Origin of the sequence: Geothrix mesophila (genome assembly GCF_022808835.1) — a bacterium.
Classification (GTDB): Bacteria; Acidobacteriota; Holophagae; order Holophagales; family Holophagaceae; genus Geothrix; species Geothrix paludis.
On the sequence record NZ_JAKZLD010000001.1, the window covers coordinates 770,204 to 787,894 of the forward strand.

At 68.9% G+C, this 17,691-nt stretch carries 13 protein-coding genes; 5 read left to right on the plus strand and 8 right to left on the minus strand.

The window, feature by feature from the left end:
* Window positions 1-24 precede the first annotated feature (24 nt).
* The 3 genes from MLG87_RS03620 to MLG87_RS03630 are packed head-to-tail and all read right to left on the minus strand — an operon-like array spanning window position 25 to window position 4,413.
* Complete coding sequence (locus tag MLG87_RS03620; RefSeq protein ID WP_243293844.1) at window positions 25-1,773, minus strand: hypothetical protein; 1,749 nt, start codon at window positions 1,771-1,773, stop codon at window positions 25-27.
* Window positions 1,770-3,452, minus strand: coding sequence for a single-stranded-DNA-specific exonuclease RecJ (locus MLG87_RS03625; protein WP_243293845.1), 1,683 nt, complete (start codon window positions 3,450-3,452; stop codon window positions 1,770-1,772). The genes MLG87_RS03620 and MLG87_RS03625 overlap by 4 nt, the downstream gene beginning before the upstream one ends.
* Before the next feature lies 1 nt (window position 3,453).
* Complete coding sequence (locus tag MLG87_RS03630; RefSeq protein WP_243293846.1) at window positions 3,454-4,413, minus strand: acetyl-CoA carboxylase carboxyltransferase subunit alpha; 960 nt, start codon at window positions 4,411-4,413, stop codon at window positions 3,454-3,456.
* Between the two features lie 105 nt (window positions 4,414-4,518).
* On the opposite strand from MLG87_RS03630, the gene coaE reads away from it, so the two are divergent.
* Genes coaE through MLG87_RS03655 form a run of 5 tightly spaced genes read left to right on the plus strand, consistent with a single transcriptional unit; the run spans window position 4,519 to window position 10,874 of the window.
* Window positions 4,519-6,603 carry a dephospho-CoA kinase gene (gene coaE, locus MLG87_RS03635; RefSeq protein WP_243293847.1) on the plus strand — a complete coding sequence of 695 codons (2,085 nt, stop codon included), beginning with the start codon at window positions 4,519-4,521 and terminating at the stop codon, window positions 6,601-6,603.
* Window positions 6,600-7,130 (plus strand): O-acetyl-ADP-ribose deacetylase, encoded by a 531-nt coding sequence (locus tag MLG87_RS03640; protein WP_243293848.1) that lies wholly within the window; start codon window positions 6,600-6,602, stop codon window positions 7,128-7,130. Before coaE ends, MLG87_RS03640 begins: the two co-directional genes overlap by 4 nt.
* Window position 7,131: 1 nt before the next feature.
* Window positions 7,132-8,520 (plus strand): TldD/PmbA family protein, encoded by a 1,389-nt coding sequence (locus MLG87_RS03645; protein WP_243293849.1) that lies wholly within the window; start codon window positions 7,132-7,134, stop codon window positions 8,518-8,520.
* On the plus strand, window positions 8,520-9,125 hold the full coding sequence (locus MLG87_RS03650) for a class I SAM-dependent methyltransferase (RefSeq protein ID WP_243293850.1): 606 nt from the start codon (window positions 8,520-8,522) through the stop codon (window positions 9,123-9,125). Before MLG87_RS03645 ends, MLG87_RS03650 begins: the two co-directional genes overlap by 1 nt.
* 48 nt (window positions 9,126-9,173) lie before the next feature.
* Window positions 9,174-10,874, plus strand: coding sequence for a phospho-sugar mutase (locus MLG87_RS03655; protein WP_243293851.1), 1,701 nt, complete (start codon window positions 9,174-9,176; stop codon window positions 10,872-10,874).
* A gap of 59 nt (window positions 10,875-10,933) precedes the next feature.
* Here MLG87_RS03655 and MLG87_RS03660 read toward each other — a convergent pair whose 3' ends face one another.
* From MLG87_RS03660 to MLG87_RS03680, 5 genes are all read right to left on the minus strand, one after another.
* Window positions 10,934-11,167: a cytochrome c3 family protein gene (locus tag MLG87_RS03660; protein WP_243285998.1), complete on the minus strand. Its 234-nt coding sequence runs from the start codon at window positions 11,165-11,167 to the stop codon at window positions 10,934-10,936.
* A gap of 176 nt (window positions 11,168-11,343) precedes the next feature.
* On the minus strand, window positions 11,344-13,515 hold the full coding sequence (locus MLG87_RS03665; protein WP_243293852.1) for a cytochrome b/b6 domain-containing protein: 2,172 nt from the start codon (window positions 13,513-13,515) through the stop codon (window positions 11,344-11,346).
* A 55-nt stretch (window positions 13,516-13,570) separates the two neighbouring features.
* Complete coding sequence (locus MLG87_RS03670; protein WP_243293853.1) at window positions 13,571-15,433, minus strand: cytochrome b/b6 domain-containing protein; 1,863 nt, start codon at window positions 15,431-15,433, stop codon at window positions 13,571-13,573.
* Between the two features lie 220 nt (window positions 15,434-15,653).
* A complete protein-coding gene (locus tag MLG87_RS03675; protein WP_243293854.1) occupies window positions 15,654-15,905 on the minus strand; it encodes a hypothetical protein in 252 nt (83 codons plus the stop codon).
* 107 nt (window positions 15,906-16,012) lie between these two features.
* Window positions 16,013-17,668, minus strand: coding sequence for an acyl-CoA mutase large subunit family protein (locus MLG87_RS03680; RefSeq protein WP_243293855.1), 1,656 nt, complete (start codon window positions 17,666-17,668; stop codon window positions 16,013-16,015).
* Window positions 17,669-17,691: the final 23 nt, after the last annotated feature.

Here is a 17,691-nt window from a genome sequence, read left to right on the forward strand (position 1 = left end):
TCATGCCCGAGACCGGCCAGGGATTCACCACCCGGGTCCCGCGCCCTTGCCGCGCACGCGGCCCTGCCATTTGGCCGTCTGGGTTCCAGGCTCGAGATCGAGGGCCTCGCCCTGCCCTTCGCCGAGGCGGCCCTTGAGCGTGACGGCACCCTGGGCCTGGACCAGCTTCGCCGTGCGGTCCGGCCCCACGACGACCGTCACCCTGTCCGCCGCCAGCCGCCAGCCTTGCCCCTGGCACTCCACGCCACCGCTGAGCAGGATCTTCTGGCCTTCGCTCTGTCCCTGCTCGGCGCGCAGGTACAGGTCCCCGTCCGCCGCGGCCAGGGTGCCGTTCAGGCCTTCGGGGAAGGCCACTGTCTCGCCCTTCCTGAGGATGCGCGGACCGGACAGGCGCTCCCGCAGGCGGCTCCAGGCCGCGGGCCGCCCCGTGAGCGTCCAGAGCGTGTCTTCCCAGACAAGCCGCGCCCCCCGCAGATTGCCTCCAGAGAACAGGTTCACCTGCACCGGCCCTTCAATGGTCCAGGAGCGGGGATCGCCCTGTCCCGCCCCGCCGCTGAAGGTCCCGTCCTCGCCCCGGCCCAGCACCGGAGCCTGGAGCTTCCAGCGCCGGGTGGCCCGCTCCACGGAGATGCGGGGGGAGGACAAGTTCCGCCGTCCCCAGGTGAGGATCGGATGCCCCTCCGCCACGGCGTGGCCCACGGGCAGGGACTCAGGAAGATCACCGCCCGGCTTTTCCCGCATGAGCACCCGCGGGGCCCGCAGCACGAGGCGCTGGCCATCCATGGGCTGGTCCCACACCACATTGCCTTCCAGGCGCAGCCCGGCGGGCGTCCACCTCGCGCCCTCCGTGGAGAGGAGCTCCTCGCCCTCGGGCCCCGCGCGCCGGGCCCGGAAGGTGCGGAACTCCACCTGCTGGAAGGTCGCCCCCGGCGCGGGCCGGGGCGCCACGCCGCCCTTGGCGTCGCCGTGCCAGCCATCGGAGCGTTCGAAGGACAGGGGACCCGGCCAGGTGACCGTGTCCGGGGTCAGGTCGGCTACCGAGGCCTGGAGTGATCCTTCGGTCAGGCGGGCCTTGACGCCCTCCAGATGGCCCGTCTGGAAGCCAGGCATGGCCCAGAGCCGCTCAGCCTCCATGGCTTGGAGGGTGGCCGGCCCGGCCCCGGCTGGAGGGGCCTGCCAGCGCACGGGGCCCTGGTCCACGCGGAAGCGGCCGTCCGCCTCGCGCCGCCACCCGGCGGGCAGGTTCCAGACGCCCCGGGCGGAGCCCTCCAGAGCTTCCCAGCGCAGGGGCGCCAGGCCCTCCCATTCCCCTCCGACCCAGCGCAGGGCGGGGCCGGCGTTCTCCACGCGGCCCTTGCCCAGGAGCGCCTTGGTGGCCGGGTCGGCCACTTCCAGGTCCAGTGGACCCTCGAGCGTCCACACCCCCGCCTGACGATGAGCCTTGGGCGACAACATGCGCCACTGTCCGGTCTGCTCATCCAGGCGGCCGGTCACCGTCTCCAGGTGCAGATCCTCTTCCGACCCTTCGATGGTCCGGTAGGTCAGCACCATTCGGTTGGGTCCCAGCTGCTCCGTGAGCGTCCCCAGGGTGCCCTTGGTGCCCGCGCCGAAGAGGGGATCGCCGCTCGCGGTCCGTCCGGGCATGCCTTCGTTGCCCACCATGAGGAAGCGCAGGGTGAAGCCCAGGGTCCCCACCGCCAGGGCCCAGCCGAGGCCACGCCAAAGCGGGTGCCGCGCCGGGGGGAGATCCTGGAGCAGAGCCCGGACCTTCATGGCGCCATCTCCCCGAGCGGGGCGTCCACCAGCCAGGAGCGGCCCCAGCGGGCGCTGCCCTGGGGGGTGGCGGACACGCAGAGCCGATCCCCCACCCGTGGCTGCGCAGGGCGCGCGTGGCCGGCGAACCAGGTGACGGGATCCGCCAGACCCGCCAGGCGCAGCTTCCAGTGATCGGCCCCGAACGAGGACGAGGAGGCCACCGGACCCTCCAGCCTTGCCAGGGGCGGCGCGAACCCCTGGCCGAAGGGCTCCAGGCGGGCCAGATCCGCATCGTCCGGGAGGTCCCCGGGCGCGCCATCCACCAGGAGCGGCTGAATCATTCGCCCTCCGGCCTGGGCCTGCGCAGCCTGGGACTGGGCGCCCCGCTCCAGGGCCTGGCGGACGAAGGCCAGCCGCGAGGCTTCGAAGCTGAGGCCCGCAGCCGCGCGGTGGCCGCCGCCGCCCAGGATGAAAGGCTGGGCCAGGACCAGCAGCTCGCCGAGGTCATAGCCTTCCGGAGCCCGCAGGCTGCAGTGCGCCACGCCGTCGATCACCGTGCAGACGCCCGCGGGCCGGCCCGTGGCGCGCATGCGGTGGCCCGCCACGATGCCGATGACACCCTTGTGGGCGGTGGGATCCAGCGCCAAGTCGAACGCCACACCGTCCGGAGGCGGCAGGCGGGAGGCCAGTTCCTCCTGGATGGCCCGGCGCTCCTGGTTGAGGGCTTCCACCCGGGCCATCAGCACCTCGGCCTCGGCGGCGTCCCGCGTGAGCAGGAGACGCACGGCATCTTCGGCCCCACCCATGCGACCCACGGCATTGAGCCGCGGCGCCAGGCCGAAGGCGATGTCCTGCCCGCCCAGGGCGCCTTCCTTCTTCGCGGCCCGCAGCAGGGCCGCCAGGCCGGGGCCGTTCTTCCCGCCCAGGGAATCAAGTCCCCGGCGCACCAGCAGGGCGTTCTCGTCCCGCAGCGGCATCACGTCCGCCACGGTGCCGATGGCCACCAGCTTGAGCATCCCATCCAGGAAGGCCGCGTCGGCGCCCGTGGGATGGGGCACGGCGCCGAGCAGGGCCTGGGCCAGCTTGAAGGCCACGCCCACGCCCGCCAGGAAGGGGTTGGCGTAACCGTCGAGGTGGGGATGCACCACGGCGCAGGCCGGCGGCAGCTCCGGGCCCAGGGCATGGTGGTCCGTGATCACCCAGTCCAGGCCCAGCTTCGCGCTGGCCGTCACCTCCGCCACGCTGCGCACGCCGCAGTCCACGGAGACGATGAGCCCGGGGTCCCGGGCCTCCTTCAGCTCCCGGATGCAGTCCATGTGCAGACCGTAGCCATCCGAGAACCGGTTGGGGATGAAGAAGGAGACCTCGGCACCGATCCGCTCCAGGGCCCGCACCAGCAGGGCCGTGGCCGTGACGCCGTCCACGTCGTAGTCGCCGTAGACTACGATGCGCTCGCGGGCCTCCACGGCGCGACGGATGCGCGCCACGGCCGCATCCACACCCGGCAGCAGGTGCGGATCGGTGCTCCGCGCCCAGGAAGGGTCCAGCCGCCAGCCCAGGTCCTCGGGCCGGTCCACGCCCCGCAACCAGGCCAGCCGCGCCAGGCGCGGCTCCAGGTTCCAGGCCGCGGCCAGGGCCTTCCAGGGCGACGGCCCCGCCGGGATCTCCCGCCGGAGAGCCCAGATCTTGGCATCCATCTCAGCCCACGCTGCCCATGCGGGCGAACTTCTGGTACCGCTCCTCCACCAACTGCTCGGCGGACAGCTCGGACAGCTCGGAGAAGGCCTCGATGACCGCCTCCTTGAGAGCCGCGGCCGCGGCGTCGAAATCCGAGTGGGCGCCGCCCAGGGGCTCCTTCACGATGCCGTCGATGACACCCAGCTCCAGCAGGTGCGGGGCCGTGAGCTTGAGGGCCTCGGCGGCCTTGGAAGCCTGGCTCGCGTCCTTCCAGAGGATGGAGGCGCAGCCCTCGGGCGAGATCACCGAATAGATGGCGTTCTCCATCATGAGCACGCGGTCCGCCACGCCTAGGGCCAGGGCCCCGCCGCTGCCGCCCTCGCCCAGGACGATGGCCACCACGGGCACTTCGAGCTTGGCCATCTCCAGCAGGTTGCGCGCGATGGCCTCGGCCTGGCCGCGCTCCTCGGCGTCGACGCCCGGGTAGGCGCCCGGCGTGTCGATGAGGCAGAGGACGGGCCGCTGGAACTTCTCGGCCAGCTTCATGAGGCGCAGCGCCTTGCGGTAGCCCTCGGGCTTGGGCATGCCGAAGTTGCGAAGGATCTTCTGCTTGGTGTCCCGGCCCTTCTGCTGGCCGATGATCATGACGGGGTTGCCCTCGATCCAGCCCATGCCACCCACGATGGCGGCGTCGTCGCCGAAGCGCCGGTCGCCGTGCAATTCTTCGAAGCGCTCGCAGATGCGTTCCAGGTAGTCGAGCGTGTAGGGGCGCTTGGGGTGGCGGGCGAGCTGGGCCCGCTGCCAGTCCGTGAGGTTCGTGAACAGCTCGGCCTTCAGCTTGTCCAGCTTCTTCTGCAGCTTTTCCCGTTCTTTCGACTGGGAGGGGTCCATCTCCATGGCCCGGATCTGGGCCTCCAGCTCGAGCACCGGCTTTTCCAGCTGCGAGAGATCCATGGCCTGTTCGGGTGTCGCGTCTTTCATGTGACCTCGGGTCAAGAAGAGGAACGAACCAGTGTAGCCGAGACTCCGGATTCAGGCTCCGTGCCGTTCCGGGGCGGTTGAGCGCAGAATCAGGGGGGAGCCGCCATGCTGACGTCACCCTTTCCCCTCCTTGGCCTCACCGGCGGCATCGCGGCGGGCAAGAGCTTCGTGGCAAGGCAGATGGCAGATCGGGGCTGGGCCGTGATCGATGCCGACGCGCTCGCCCGGGAGGCGGTGCGGCCCAGAAGCGACGGGCTGGCGGCCGTCGTGGCGGCTTTCGGGCCCGGCTGCCTCCAGGCCGACGGCACCCTGGACCGCGCCTGGATGGCCGTCCATGTGTTCGCGGACGACGGGGCGCGGGCCCGGCTGAACGCCATCCTCCATCCCCGCATCGAGGCCCTCCTGGCGGAACGCCTCCTGGCGCTCCCTCCCGGCACCCGCGGCGCGGTGCTGGACGCGGCGCTGTGGGTGGAGCGGGGCCGGGCCCACCACTTCGACGCCTTCTGGGCCGTGGACGCTCCGGAAGACCTGCGGCTGGCGCGCCTCCTGGCCCGGGACGGCATGCCCCGGGAGGCGGCCCTGGCCCGGCTTCGGGCCCAGGCCTCGGCACCGGAGCGCGCGCTCCATGCGGACCTGGTGATCCCCAACGACGGCAGGGATCTCGCGGAGATCCTCACAGGAGCCGAGGCCTCCCTTCTGTCAAACTGGAAGATCCGCCGCGCGCGGACCTGGAGATCGCCGATGCCCGCACCCTTCACCGCCGACCAGCTCCGCGAGGTCCTCACGGCCCTGCTCCACAGGGGCGGCGACTACGCCGAGGTCTTCGTGGAACGGCGTCGGGCCCACGCCCTGGGCATGGACGACGGCCGCATGGAGGACGTGCTCTCCTCCGAGACCTTCGGCGCCAGCCTGCGTCTGATGGACGGCGAGACCACCCGCTTCGCGGATCTCATCGCCCCCGCCTTCGAGGAGTTGGTGGAGGCCGCTCGGACCCTGGCGGCGCCGGGCATCGGTTCGTCTGCAGACCTCCCCGCCCTGGCGTTGAAGATCCATCCCACCCCCAGCCCCGTGGAGCGGGATCCCGATATGGTGCCCCTCGACGAGAAGGTGGCCCTGGTGCGCCGCGCCGAGGCCCAGGCACGGACGGAGGCCGAGGCTCTGCGTCCCGGCGCGCTGAAGCAGGTGTCCGTGGGCTACGGCGACAACACCCAGCGGGTGTGGATCGCCGCGGCAGAGCGCAATGACGGCGTCTGGACCGGCCGCCTAACTGAAGACCATCGCACCCAGGGCGTCCTGCGGGCCAATGTCACCGCCGGCGATGGCAGCCAGCTCCAGACCGGCTACCAGGCCCTGGGCGAGACGCGGGGCTTCGAGCTGTTCACGGACGAGGCAGTGGCCCGCACCATGAAGGAGGCCGTGCGCCTGGCCATCCAGGCCCTCGACGCCCAGCCCGCGCCTGCGGGCACCTTCCCCGTGGTGCTCAGCAGCAGCGCCGGCGGCACCATGATCCACGAAGCCTGCGGGCATGGCCTGGAGGCTGATCTCGCGCTCGCGGGCATGAGCGCCTTCGCCGGCAAGCTGGGCCAGAAGGTGGCCGCCGACGGCGTGACGATCATCGACGACGGCACCCTGCCCCACAAGCGCGGCAGCCAGGCCATCGACGACGAGGGCAACCCCGTCAGCCGCGTGGTCCTCATCGAGAACGGCGTGCTGAAGGCCTACCTGCAGTCCCGCAAGACCTCGCGGAAGATGACCACGGAGCCCACGGGCAACGGCCGCCGGGAGAGCTACCGCCACCTGCCCATCCCCCGCATGCGCAACACCTTCCTGGCCGCGGGAAGCGAGGCGCCCGAAGCCATCCTGCGCGACCTGGACCGCGGCCTGCTGGTGAAGCACATGGGCGGAGGCCAGGTGGATACCGTCACGGGCAACTTCGTATTCCAGGTGACGGAAGGCTACTGGGTGGAGAACGGCGAACCCAGGTATCCCGTGAAGAACGCCACCCTCAGCGGCTGCGGCCCCGAAGTGCTGAAGCAGCTCACCCGCATCGGCAGCGACCTCCACCACTTCGACATCGGCACCTGCGGCAAGGACGGCCAGGGCGTGCCCGTGAGCGACGCGCTGCCCACCATCCTCTGCCCTTCCCTCGTGGTTGGCGGCACCGCCGAGCCCCTGCCGAGCGTGATTTGACGGAAGCGCGCCTGCGGGTGGTGCAGGCCGACATCACCACCCTTGCCGTGGATGCCATCGTGAACGCCGCGAACAGCAGCCTCCTGGGCGGCGGCGGCGTGGACGGGGCCATCCACCGCGCCGCGGGACCGGGGCTGCTGGAGGAGTGCCAGGCCATCCGGAACCGCCAGGGCGGGTGCAGAACGGGACGGGCTGTCATCACGGGTGGTCACCGTCTGCCCGCGACGTTCGTGATCCACACGGTCGGGCCTGTCTGGCAGGACGGGGACTCCGGCGAGGACGACCTGCTCGCATCCTGCTACCACGAGAGCCTCCGCCTGGCCGAGGCACAGGGATGCCGCACCGTGGCCTTCCCCGCCATCAGCACCGGCATCTACGGGTTCCCCGCGGACCGTGCCGCCGGCATCGCCATCAGGGTCTGCCGCGAGTGGCTGGCGGCCCACGATCTCCCACAGACCATCACCCTCGTGGCCTTCGATGGCCCGGCGCTGGCGATCCTGCAGCCCGCCCTCAAGAAGGAAGCCTGACATGACCGATCCGTTCCGCACCTTCATTCCCGAGTCCCTCGAAGCGCGCCTCCAGGACGGCATCCAGCACGCCCTGAAGCTGGGCGCCGAGGGGGCCGAGGCCTTCGTCTCCGTGTCCCGCGGCCGCAAGGCCAAGGTGCAGAACGGCGCGCTCGAGGACCTCACCACCAGCAAGCGCGGGGGCCTGGGGGTGCGCGTGATCCGGGCCGGCGGCCAGGGCTTCCGAACCGGCCTGGCCACCACCACGGACCTGGCCGCGGCGGATTTCCGGGAACTCTTCGCCCAGGCCTGGGAGCTGAGCGCCCTGGGGGACGAGGATCCCTGGCTGCGGCAGGCCGATCCCGAGGGCACGGACGATCTCCCCAGCCGGTTCGATGCGGCCGTCGAAGCCCTCACGCCCGAGCAGCGCATCGCCTGGGCGCTGGAGCTCGAAGCCGAAGCCCGGAAGGCCTCCCCGAAGGTCGCCGCCGTGCGGGAGTCGGCCTGGAGCGACGGCTCCGGCGCCAGCCTGCTGCTCACGCAGAAGGGAGTTCGGACGCCGGACGCGTGGTCCAGCTGCTCCGCGGCCATCGAGCTGGCCGTGGCCGATGGAGACGAGCGGCAAGCGGCCTGGCACTGGGATGTGGCCCGCCGGCCGGGTCTTGATCTCGCCGCCATCGGCGCCGAAGCGGCCCTCAAGGGCGAACGGAAGCTCCATCCCCAGCGGCTACCTGCCGGGAAGTACCCCGTGGTGCTCCACCCGGAGGTGGCCGTGGACCTGCTCGGCATCGTGGCCGGCACGCTCGACGCCGAGTCCGTGATCAAGGGCCGCAGCCTCTTCGCCGGCAAGCTGGGTGAACCCATCGCCTCGCCTCTGCTCACCCTGGTGGATGACGGCAGGCTGGCCGAAGCTCCTGGCCGCCCTGCCCTCGGCACAGAGCCATGGGATGCGGAGGGTCTGCCCACGCGGCGCAACGTCCTCATCGAGGGCGGCACCCTGAAGACCTACCTCCACACCCTCAAGACCGCAGCCGAGCTCGGCCAGGCGCCCACGGCCAGCGCCGGCCGCGGCTTCGGCAGCCAGCCGGGCGCCACCACCTTCAACCTCTTCCCCTTGGCCGGGGACACGGCTCCTGACGCCTTGTACCGCATGGCCGGAAACGGTGTGCTCATCACCGAGATCATGGGCCTGCACACGGTGGACCCGGTCAGCGGCGACCTCAGCGTGGGTGCCTCGGGCCTCCGCATCCGCGATGGGGTGCTCGCCGAGCCCGTGGACAAGCTCACCTTCGCCGGCAACCTCCGCGACTTCCTCACCCGCATCGTGGCCCTGGGCAGCGATCTCCGCTGGTACGGCGGCAGCGCGGGGCTGAGCCTCCTGCTGGAGGACATCGCCCTGGGAGGCGCCTGATGGGACGCGAATTCTGGGACACGCGCTATTCGGAAGCCGAGCTGATTTACGGCGCCGAGCCCAACGATTTCCTGAAGGAGATGGCGCCGCGCATCCCGCCCGGCCCCGTGCTGGGGCTGGGCGAGGGCCAGGGTCGCAACGCCGTGTACCTGGCCACGCTGGGCCATGCGGTCACGGCCGTGGACCAGTCGCCGGTCGGCTTGGCCCGCGCCCGGGAACTGGCCACCAGCAGAGGTGTGACCCTCTCCACCGTGGTCGCCGACCTGGCGGAGTTCGACATGGGGTCGGCGCCTTGGAGCGGCATCATCTCCATCTTCTGCCATCTGCCGTCGGTCCTTCGGCGCGATCTGTACCCACGCTGCGCCGCGGCCCTCGCCCCCGGCGGAGTCTTCATCCTGGAAGGCTACACACCACGTCAGCTGGAATACGGCACCGGCGGACCGAAGGAACCGGATCTGCTCGGAACCCTCGACGAGCTGCGGAGCCTCCTACCTGGCCTGGAGCTGGAGGTGGGCCGGGAGCTGCTGCGGGACATCCGCGAAGGTGCCCACCATCAGGGCCTCGGAGCCGTGGTGCAGGTGGTGGCCCGCAAGCCCACCGCGTGACCTTCCAGACCTGATCTGCAATCCTGAAATGTTGCCTAAGGACCTTCCATGAGCCTGGATTCCGCCCGCGCCTACCTCGCCTTTCCCCACCTGGAGCCGGAACTCCGGGCAGAGCTGGAGCCCATGCTCAAGGCTGCCGAGGCCGGGGATGCCAAGGCGGCGGCCGAGCTGGAAGACCGGTTCTCCGAGCCCCTCGCCTTCGGCACCGGCGGCCTGCGGGGCTTCATGGCCGCGGGCCTGCGGCGCATGAACCGTCCCAACGTGCGCCGGGCCACCCTGGCCCTGGCCGCCGTGACCCAGCGACGGGCCCCCGGGAAGAAGGTGGCCGTGGTGGGCTACGACACCCGCATCAACTCGGATGTCTTCGCCTCCGAGAGCGCCGCCGTGCTGGCGGCCGCGGGCTACCAGGTGTTCCTCGGCACGCGCCCCCTGCCCACGCCCTTCCTGTGCTTCGCCATGCGCCGCCTGGGCTCGGCCTGTGGCGTGATCCTCACCGCCAGCCACAATCCCAAGGAGTACAACGGCTTCAAGGCATACAACGACCTGGGCGGCCAGGTGGTGGAGCCCTGGGATACGGAGGTGGAGGCCCACATGGCCACCCTGCCCCTGGTGCCCGAGCCGCCGGTGGCGCCGGCCGGCCGCATCCAGCCCATTCCCGCAGAAGTCGAGGAAGCCTACCTCGCCATGGGCCAGGACCTGCTCCAGCACCCCGAGACCTTCGAGGCCGCCCGCATCCTCTACACGCCCTTCCATGGCACCGGCGTGGCCTTCGTGCCCGCCCTCTTCGAGCGGGCCGGGATCCCGCTCACTCTCAGCCCCAGCCAGGGCATCCAGGACGGCACCTTCCCCACCGCCCCGCGCCCCAATCCCGAGGAGCTCGCCGCCTACGCCGCGCCCCTGAAGGAAGCCGAGGCCATGGGGGCTGAGGTGATCCTCGCCAACGACCCGGATGCGGATCGCATCGGCGTGGTGGCCAAGCGCGACGGCGCCTGGGAGCTCATGTCCGGCAATGACCTGGCGGGCCTCACCTTGGAGTACCTCTGCACCCAGAAGGGCCGCAAGGGCGCTGTGGTGAGCACGGTGGTCACCTCCGACTTCATGGCCGAGGTGGCCCGCCACCATGGCCTGCCCGTCGTATGGACCCTCACGGGCTTCAAGAACATCGCCGTGTGCATGGACCGCCTGCTGGAGCTGGGCGAGCCCTATGCCTTCGGCGCCGAGGAGAGCTACGGCATGCTGCTGCCGCCGGACCTGCGCGACAAGGACGGCGTCACCGCGGCGCTCGTGGTGGCCGAGATGGCCGGGCACTACAAGGCCAAGGGGCAGACCCTGTTCCAGGCTGTGGAGGCCCTCATGACGCGGGTGGGCACCTTCCACAACCGCCTGGTGAACCTGGAGGATCCCCGGCCCGGCGGCGCCAAGCGCTTCGCCGAGGCCATGGGCCGCATCCGCGCCGCGGGGCTGGCTTCGCTCGGTGGCGAGAAGGTCGTCAGCTGGGAGGACTTCCAGACCGGCCTCTGGCATGGCGACGGCCGCACGGAACCCATCCTCGACCGCCCTGACCAGCGCGCGGTGGCCTTGCCCATCTCCCGGAGCAACGTCCTCAAGTTCCGCCTGGAGAGCGGCGCCTTCGCCGCGTTCCGCCCCAGCGGCACCGAACCCAAGCTGAAGGTCTACCTCCAGGGGCGCGGTGAGGCTGCCCAGCTGGACCGCCTGGAGGCCGAGGCCCGTTCCCTGCTCGGCCTTTGATCACCTCCATAAAAAGGGCGGCGCCGAACCCGGCGCCGCCCTTTTAAGGAGCAGGAGAACTACTTCTTCTTGAAGGTGGTCAGCTTGCCCTCGGCCCAGCCGTGGCAGTCCTTGCACTGGGCTTCCTTGTACTTGGCGAGCATCTTGGTGGTCGCGGCATTGAACTTCTTGTCCTTCGGCGCGCCCTCGTGGCAGGCGGTGCACTTGGCGCCCTTCACGGTGGTCATCTTCGCCATGGCCGCCGGGGCGGCCGCGAGGATGAGGGCGGTGGTGAGGAGGGTGATGCGGCGCATGTCAGCTCCTTCATAGGGGTGGTGATCCGATCCGCAGGGGATCAGGGTGAGGGGAGAGAGGCAGATGGGCGGCCGGAGTTCCGGTCGCGACCACCCGGCCCCGCCTGGGAGGGCGAGGCGCGGATCTGCGTGGTCGTGGTATGCCAAAGAGCGGTTGGCTCCGGCGCTGAGCGGTCTCAGTGCGCGAGGCGGGAGGTCATGGCGTAGATGATCAGGAAGAGCAGCACGAGGCCCACGCCGAAGAAGATGTAGCCGGCGCTGCGGGCGATGCCCTTCCAGGCTTCCCACTCATCCTTGACGCGGAAGCTGTCCAGGCGGCCTTCGGCCACCAGGCGGTCATACCAGCGCTTCCGCTCGTGGAGCATTTCGGACTTCGAGATGCGGCCCGAGAAGATGACCGTATCCATGGGGAACTTCTCCAGCCGGAAATGGGTGTTGAAGAAGTGGACCGTGAAGATGAACCCGGCCGCCAGCAGGGCCTCGTCGGAGTGCACGATCAGCGAGACGTTGATCATCCAGCCGGGCATGAACTTGCTGAAGAACTCGGGGAACCACATGATCAGGCCCGAGACGCCGATGGCGAAGACGCCCCAGAACACGGCCAGGTAGTCGAACTTCTCGAAGTAGGTCCAGCGGTCGAACTCGGGACGCGGGCCCTTGCCGAAGAACCAGCGGTTGTGGGCCACGAAATCCTTCACATCCTGCTTGGTGGGGATCATGGAATCGGGATGGGCCATGGCCTTGAAGATCCGGTTCAGGCGGACGGCGCCGGTCTCGGGATCCTTCAGGAAGCCCCGGTTCCGCCAGAAATGGCCCAGGGTGGTGCCCACGTGCAGCGCGAAGTAGGTGAAGGTGATCACCGCCCCGAAGTGGTGGAGGGTGCGGGCGACATCAGCCCCTCCGAAGAACCGGAAGATCGCCTTGGCCCAGTCGGTGTAGTAGAACTTCAGCGGCATGCCGGTGATCGTCAGCAGCAGGAAGCTCGTCACCACCAGGATGTGAAGGAAGCGCTCGAAGGGCTGGAACCGGGTGAACTGCTCGTCGTCTTCCTGGATCTTGATCTTGGCCTCCCGGAACTGCTTGGAGTCGTGACGGTAGAGCCAGACGGACCGGAACAGCCACAGGAGCGTGTGGGCGCCGAACAGGGAGAAGGTGCACACCAGCAGCGTCGTCATGACCAGGAACACGTAGTGCAGCACCGGGTAGTTCTTGCGGTCCATGGGGTTCGCATGGGGCGCGTACTTCGCGAAGCTGGCCGAGGCATTGGCATGGCACTGCTTGCAGGTGTTGACGATGTTCGCGGGGGAGAGGCGGGAGTTGGGATCCGCGGCCCGCAGGACATCATGGTGGCCATGGCAGTCGTAGCAGGCGGCCACGGCGCTGGCGGTGTTGGCCTTGCCCAGGGCCATGGCCTTGCCGTGGTAGGTGTCGCGGTAGTGCTCGAGCCGGTCGGCGTGGCACTTGCCGCAGACCATGTCGCTGCCGGCCTTGAAGTGGCCGCTCACCGGCGTCTCGATCTGGTGGGCGGAGTGGCACTGGATGCAGACCGGCCCGCGGGGATCGCCCTTGGCCAGCAGCTGGCCGTGGATGCTCTGGTTGTAGACCTCCTCGACCTTCACGTGGCAGCGGCCGCAGGTCTTGGCGACGTTGGCATGGTTGATGGGCGAGCTGCGGTCCACGCTCCGCTTGATGTCGTGGACGCCATGACAGTCATTGCAGCTCGGCGCCACGATGAGCCCCTTCACCAGCAGAGCCTTGCCGTGGATGCTCTCCTGGTACTGGGAGGCCACCGCCGGATACTTCATCTTGTATTCATCGGTGAGGTTCTTGTTGGCGTGGCACTTCGCGCAGGTCGTCGACAGGTTCATCTTGTAGACCGGCGAGTCCGTCTGCTTCACGGGCACGATGTAGTGGTTCCCATGGCAGTCATGGCAATAAGCCGCTGCCGTCGCCCCAAGGGTCTGGCTCACGCCATGGATACTGCCCGCGTAGTGCTTGGCCTGCTCGGCATGGCATCCATCGCAGTTCACATCTGTGTAGGTCTCAGTACCTTCCTGGTGCTTGTCCGTGAGTTTGACGTGGCAGTCCCGGCAGGATAGGGAGGCGTGTACCGAGGCTGCGAACCGCTGCCCGTCCACGAAGAGCGATTGCTTCGTGCCATTCACATCCTTGGTCATGTCCTTATCGCTGTGGCAGTCGAAGCAGCTTTCCTTGGCGGCCGCCTTGGCAGGAGCGGCATGCAGGGGTGCCGAGGCGAGGAGCAGGCCGGCGACGAAGGCCAGCAGCAGGCTTCCGCCGCGTCGCCTGGCGGCGACGGGAGCCTGAGTATCGGTAGAAGTCCAGGTCATGGGGTTGGTTCCTATGGGGTGGGGAGGGGTCAGTGATGCGCTAAAGGGGGTGGCATCAGGCGTCGTGGTGTTCGGTTCCGTGCTTCTCGATCGTCTTCCGGTAGTACTCGGGCCGGGTCTCGCGCATGTGGTCCGCGGAGGCCTTGCCGTTCAGCCAGGCCAGGTCCATGGGGTAGACATCGGGATCGAAGATCACCAGGTACCAGTGCCAGACAAGGATGGAGAGCGTGGCCAGGATCGCTTCGTACCAGTGGGCCGCCGTGGCCGCGTCCAGGATCCACTTCGGGAAGTGGCGCAGGCTCCAGTTCTCGGCCCACAGCAGGACGCCCGTCACGGCCATCACCACGGTGCCCCACATGAATGCCCAGTACTCCATCTTCTCGGGGTAGCCGAACATGCCGAAGGTGGGACGTTCCTTGATCAGGCCCAGGTTGAACCGGAACATGTTGAAGATGTCCTTGGCGTCCTGCCAGGAGGGGAGCAGCTCCACGAGGATGATGCGGTCCCGCTTCGACAGGGCGAGGTGGACGAAGTGGAACACCGTGCCCGCCATCATCACCACGGCCGCGATGCGATGGACCACGCCGCGGAGGCTGGAGGTCGGATCGAAGGACTGGAAGAGCTTCACCCAGGCCGATTCCGGGAACTTCAGGGCAAAGCCCGTGACGACAAGGGAGATGAAGCTCACGATCACCATGCCGTGCGTGATCCGGAACGTCAGGTTCATGCGCGGGAAGCCCTCGTGGGTGGCCCCGTGGTGCGGTCCGCGCCGCAGTTTGGCCAGCCAGTCGAGGAAGTTGTGAAGCAGCATGAACCCGATGGTCAGCGGGATGAGGGCCATGTAGGCCAGCCGGATCCAGCGCACGGAGACATGCTCCGTCATGGTGGCTGTGCGCACGTGGATGGGGGCTGCCGCCAGCTTAGCCCCGGCGCCCGGATGACACTTCCCGCAGGTCTGGGCCAGGTTGGCCGGATTCACCGTGGACCTGGAATCCGCCGAGGGCAGGATGTTGTGCACCCCGTGGCAGGATGCGCAGTTGGCGGCGGACTTCCCTCCGCCGCGGACCGCGAGGCCGTGGAAGCTGTCCTGGTAGGCGGGGACCTTGTCGCCGAACCCGTAGCGGGTGTTCAGCCGCTCGTCGCCGTGGCAGCGGCCGCAGGTGCTGGTGGACACGCGCGCAGAGTTCACCAGGGAGCCGGGCTCCGAGGGCGCCAGGATCTCATGCTCGCCGTGGCATCCCGTGCAGGTGGGGGAGTCCTTGGAACCGCGCTTCAGGGCCAGGCCGTGGACACTGTCGGCGTAGATGGTCTGGATGTCGCTGTGGCAGACGCCGCAGGTGTCCGCGACGTTGGCCCGGTTCACCTTCGCCTGGGGATCCCGCGAGGCGAGGATGTCGTGGCTGCCATGGCAGTCGGAACAGGAAGCCGCGGCGGCGTTCCCCTTGGCCACCTCGCGCCCATGGACGCTCAGACGATAGGCCTCCACCGGCTTGACGAAGGGGATCTGGTGCTTGGAGAGGAAATCCGGGTTGGAGTGGCAGGAGCCGCAGGTGTCGGCGAGGTTCTTCTTGGCCACCTTCGAGGCGGGATCGCTCGCGCCGAGAATGCCGTGGGCCGGTCCATGGCAGGAAGCGCACGTGGCCGCGTCGGTCATCCCGTTCTGCTTGGCGACGCCGTGGACGCTCTTCTTGTAGGCCTTGACCTGGTCCGCGTGGCAGTCCGCACAGTTCACCGGCGCGGGTTTGTCCGCGTGGGGCAACTTGGTGATGCTGCTGTGGCAGTCCGTGCAGCCCATGCTTCCGTGCTTGGTGGTCGCGAATTTCGCCAGATCGATGTCATGGCAGGCGACACAGTCATTGGCTGAAGGGGGAGCGGCGGCGAGGAAGGCGGAGAGCAATCCAGCGAGCAGCAGACGCATAGCTACCTCACATGTCGGCTATCACCCTAGCGCGGTTACCTCCCAATAAGATACCTGATGGTGATTTAGATCACGGACCGATTCCAGATCCGAAATCCTTGTATGTTCTTAGTTACATGTCGCTACAGATGTCGGAATTCATTGACAGGACACCCCCCGGAGTACAGAAAAAACCGGGCGGGAGACCCGCCCGGCGAGATCGCGAGCCCGCGTCAGCGGCTCACTTGCCCTTGTAATCCTTGAGCCAGTTCAGGTCGACCTCGGCGGCCTTCTTCTTGGCCTTGGTCTCCTCGAGGAACTTGCCGCGCGCGGTCATCTCGCCACCCTTCTTGGCGGCGCCCACGTGGCAGGCCTTGCAGTCCTTGACGTCGGTGAAACCCAGTTCCTGGGCCTTCTTGACGAAGGGCATCTTGGCCTGGGCGGGAAGAGCGAGGAGCAGCGCCGCAGCGGCGGTGAGGATGGCGATACGCATGATGCCTCCGGGATGGGTCCCGCAGGAGCGGGACGGGTTGGTCACGATATTGCAATTCGGATGCCTGGACCACCCCTTCAAGCGACACTCCGGCCTTCTGATGTGACCTAGAGCACCAGATGCTCCTGGTACTCCCCGAAGACGGCCCGGAGCGCGTCGCAGATTTCTCCCACCGTCGCCTCGGCCTTCACGGCGGCCAGGATGCGCGGCATGAGGTTCTCCGTGCCCTTGGCCGCGGCGGACAGCTCCGCCAGCCGCGCGGCGGTGGCGGCCTGGTCCCGGCCTGCCCGCACGGCGGCCACCTGGCCCCGCCGGGTTCCGCCCAGGGCCTCGTCCACCCGCAGGAGGTCCGGAGCGGCCTCGCCGCTGATGGCGAAGCGGTTCACGCCGACCACGACCTGGGTGCCCTTCTCCACGGCCTTCTGGTAGGCATAGGCGGCGTTCTGGATCTCCCGCTGGGGCAGGCCCTTCTCGATGGCGGCGACCATGCCACCCAGCTCGTCCACCTTGGCCAACAGCGCCGAGGCCCGGGCTTCCAGCTCATCCGTCAGGGATTCGATGAGATAGCTGCCCGCGAAGGGATCCACCACGTCCGCCACGCGGGACTCATGGGCCAGGATCTGCTGGGTGCGCAGGGCGATCATGGCGCTCTGCTCCGTGGGCAGGGCCAGGGCCTCGTCCCGGCTGTTGGTGTGCAGGCTCTGGGTCCCGCCGCAGACCGCGGCCATGGCCTGCACGGTGGTGCGCACGATGTTGTTGTCCGGCTGCTGCGCCGTCAGCGTGCTGCCCGCCGTCTGCGTGTGAAAACGCAACATCTGGCTTTTTGCATCGGTCGTCTTGAAACGTTCCTTCATGATCCGCGCCCAGAGGCGGCGGGCGGCGCGGAACTTGGCCACCTCCTCGAAGAACTGGTTGTGAGCGTTGAAGAAGAAGCTGAGGCGCGGCGCGAAGGCTTCCAGCTTCAGGCCCGCATCCAGGGCCGCCTGCACATAGGCGATGCCGTCGCCCAGCGTGAACGCGATTTCCTGGGCCGCGGTGCAGCCCGCCTCGCGGATGTGGTAGCCGGAAATGGAGATGGTGTTCCAGTTGGGCACCTGGTCCGCGCAGAAGGCGAAGATGTCTGTGATGAGGCGAAGGCTGTGGCGCGGCGGGAAGATGTAGGTTCCGCGGGCCATGTACTCCTTGAGGATGTCGTTCTGGATGGTGCCGCTCACCTTGTCCCAGGAAACCCCCTGCTCGTCCGCCACGGCCAGGTAGAGGGCCAGCAGCACCGAGGCCGGGGCGTTGATGGTCATGCTCGTGCTGACCTTGTCCAGCGGGATGTCCCGGAACAGCGTCCGCATGTCGTGGATGGAGCTGATGCTCACGCCCACCTTGCCCACCTCGCCCAGGGCCATGGGATGGTCGGGGTCCATGCCGATCTGCGTGGGCAGGTCGAAGGCCACGGAAAGGCCGGTGGTGCCCTGCTCCAGCAGGTAGCGGTAGCGGGCGTTGCTCTCCTCGGCGGTGGCGAAGCCGGCGTACTGGCGCATCGTCCAGAGCCGGCCGCGGTACCCCGTGGGCTGCACATGCCGCGTGAAGGGGAACTTCCCGGGCGCGCCCAGGTCGCGCAGGGGATCATGACCGGCGAGATCCGCGGGCGTGTAGCTGTTCTTCAGCGGGATGCCCGAACTGGTCTCGAAGGCCCGTTCGCGGAGTTTCGCGGGATCTTCCACCACCGTGAGCTGCGCGCGCACCTGGTCCAGGAAATCCTTCTGATACATGGGGCCTCCGTGGAGTCCACGAT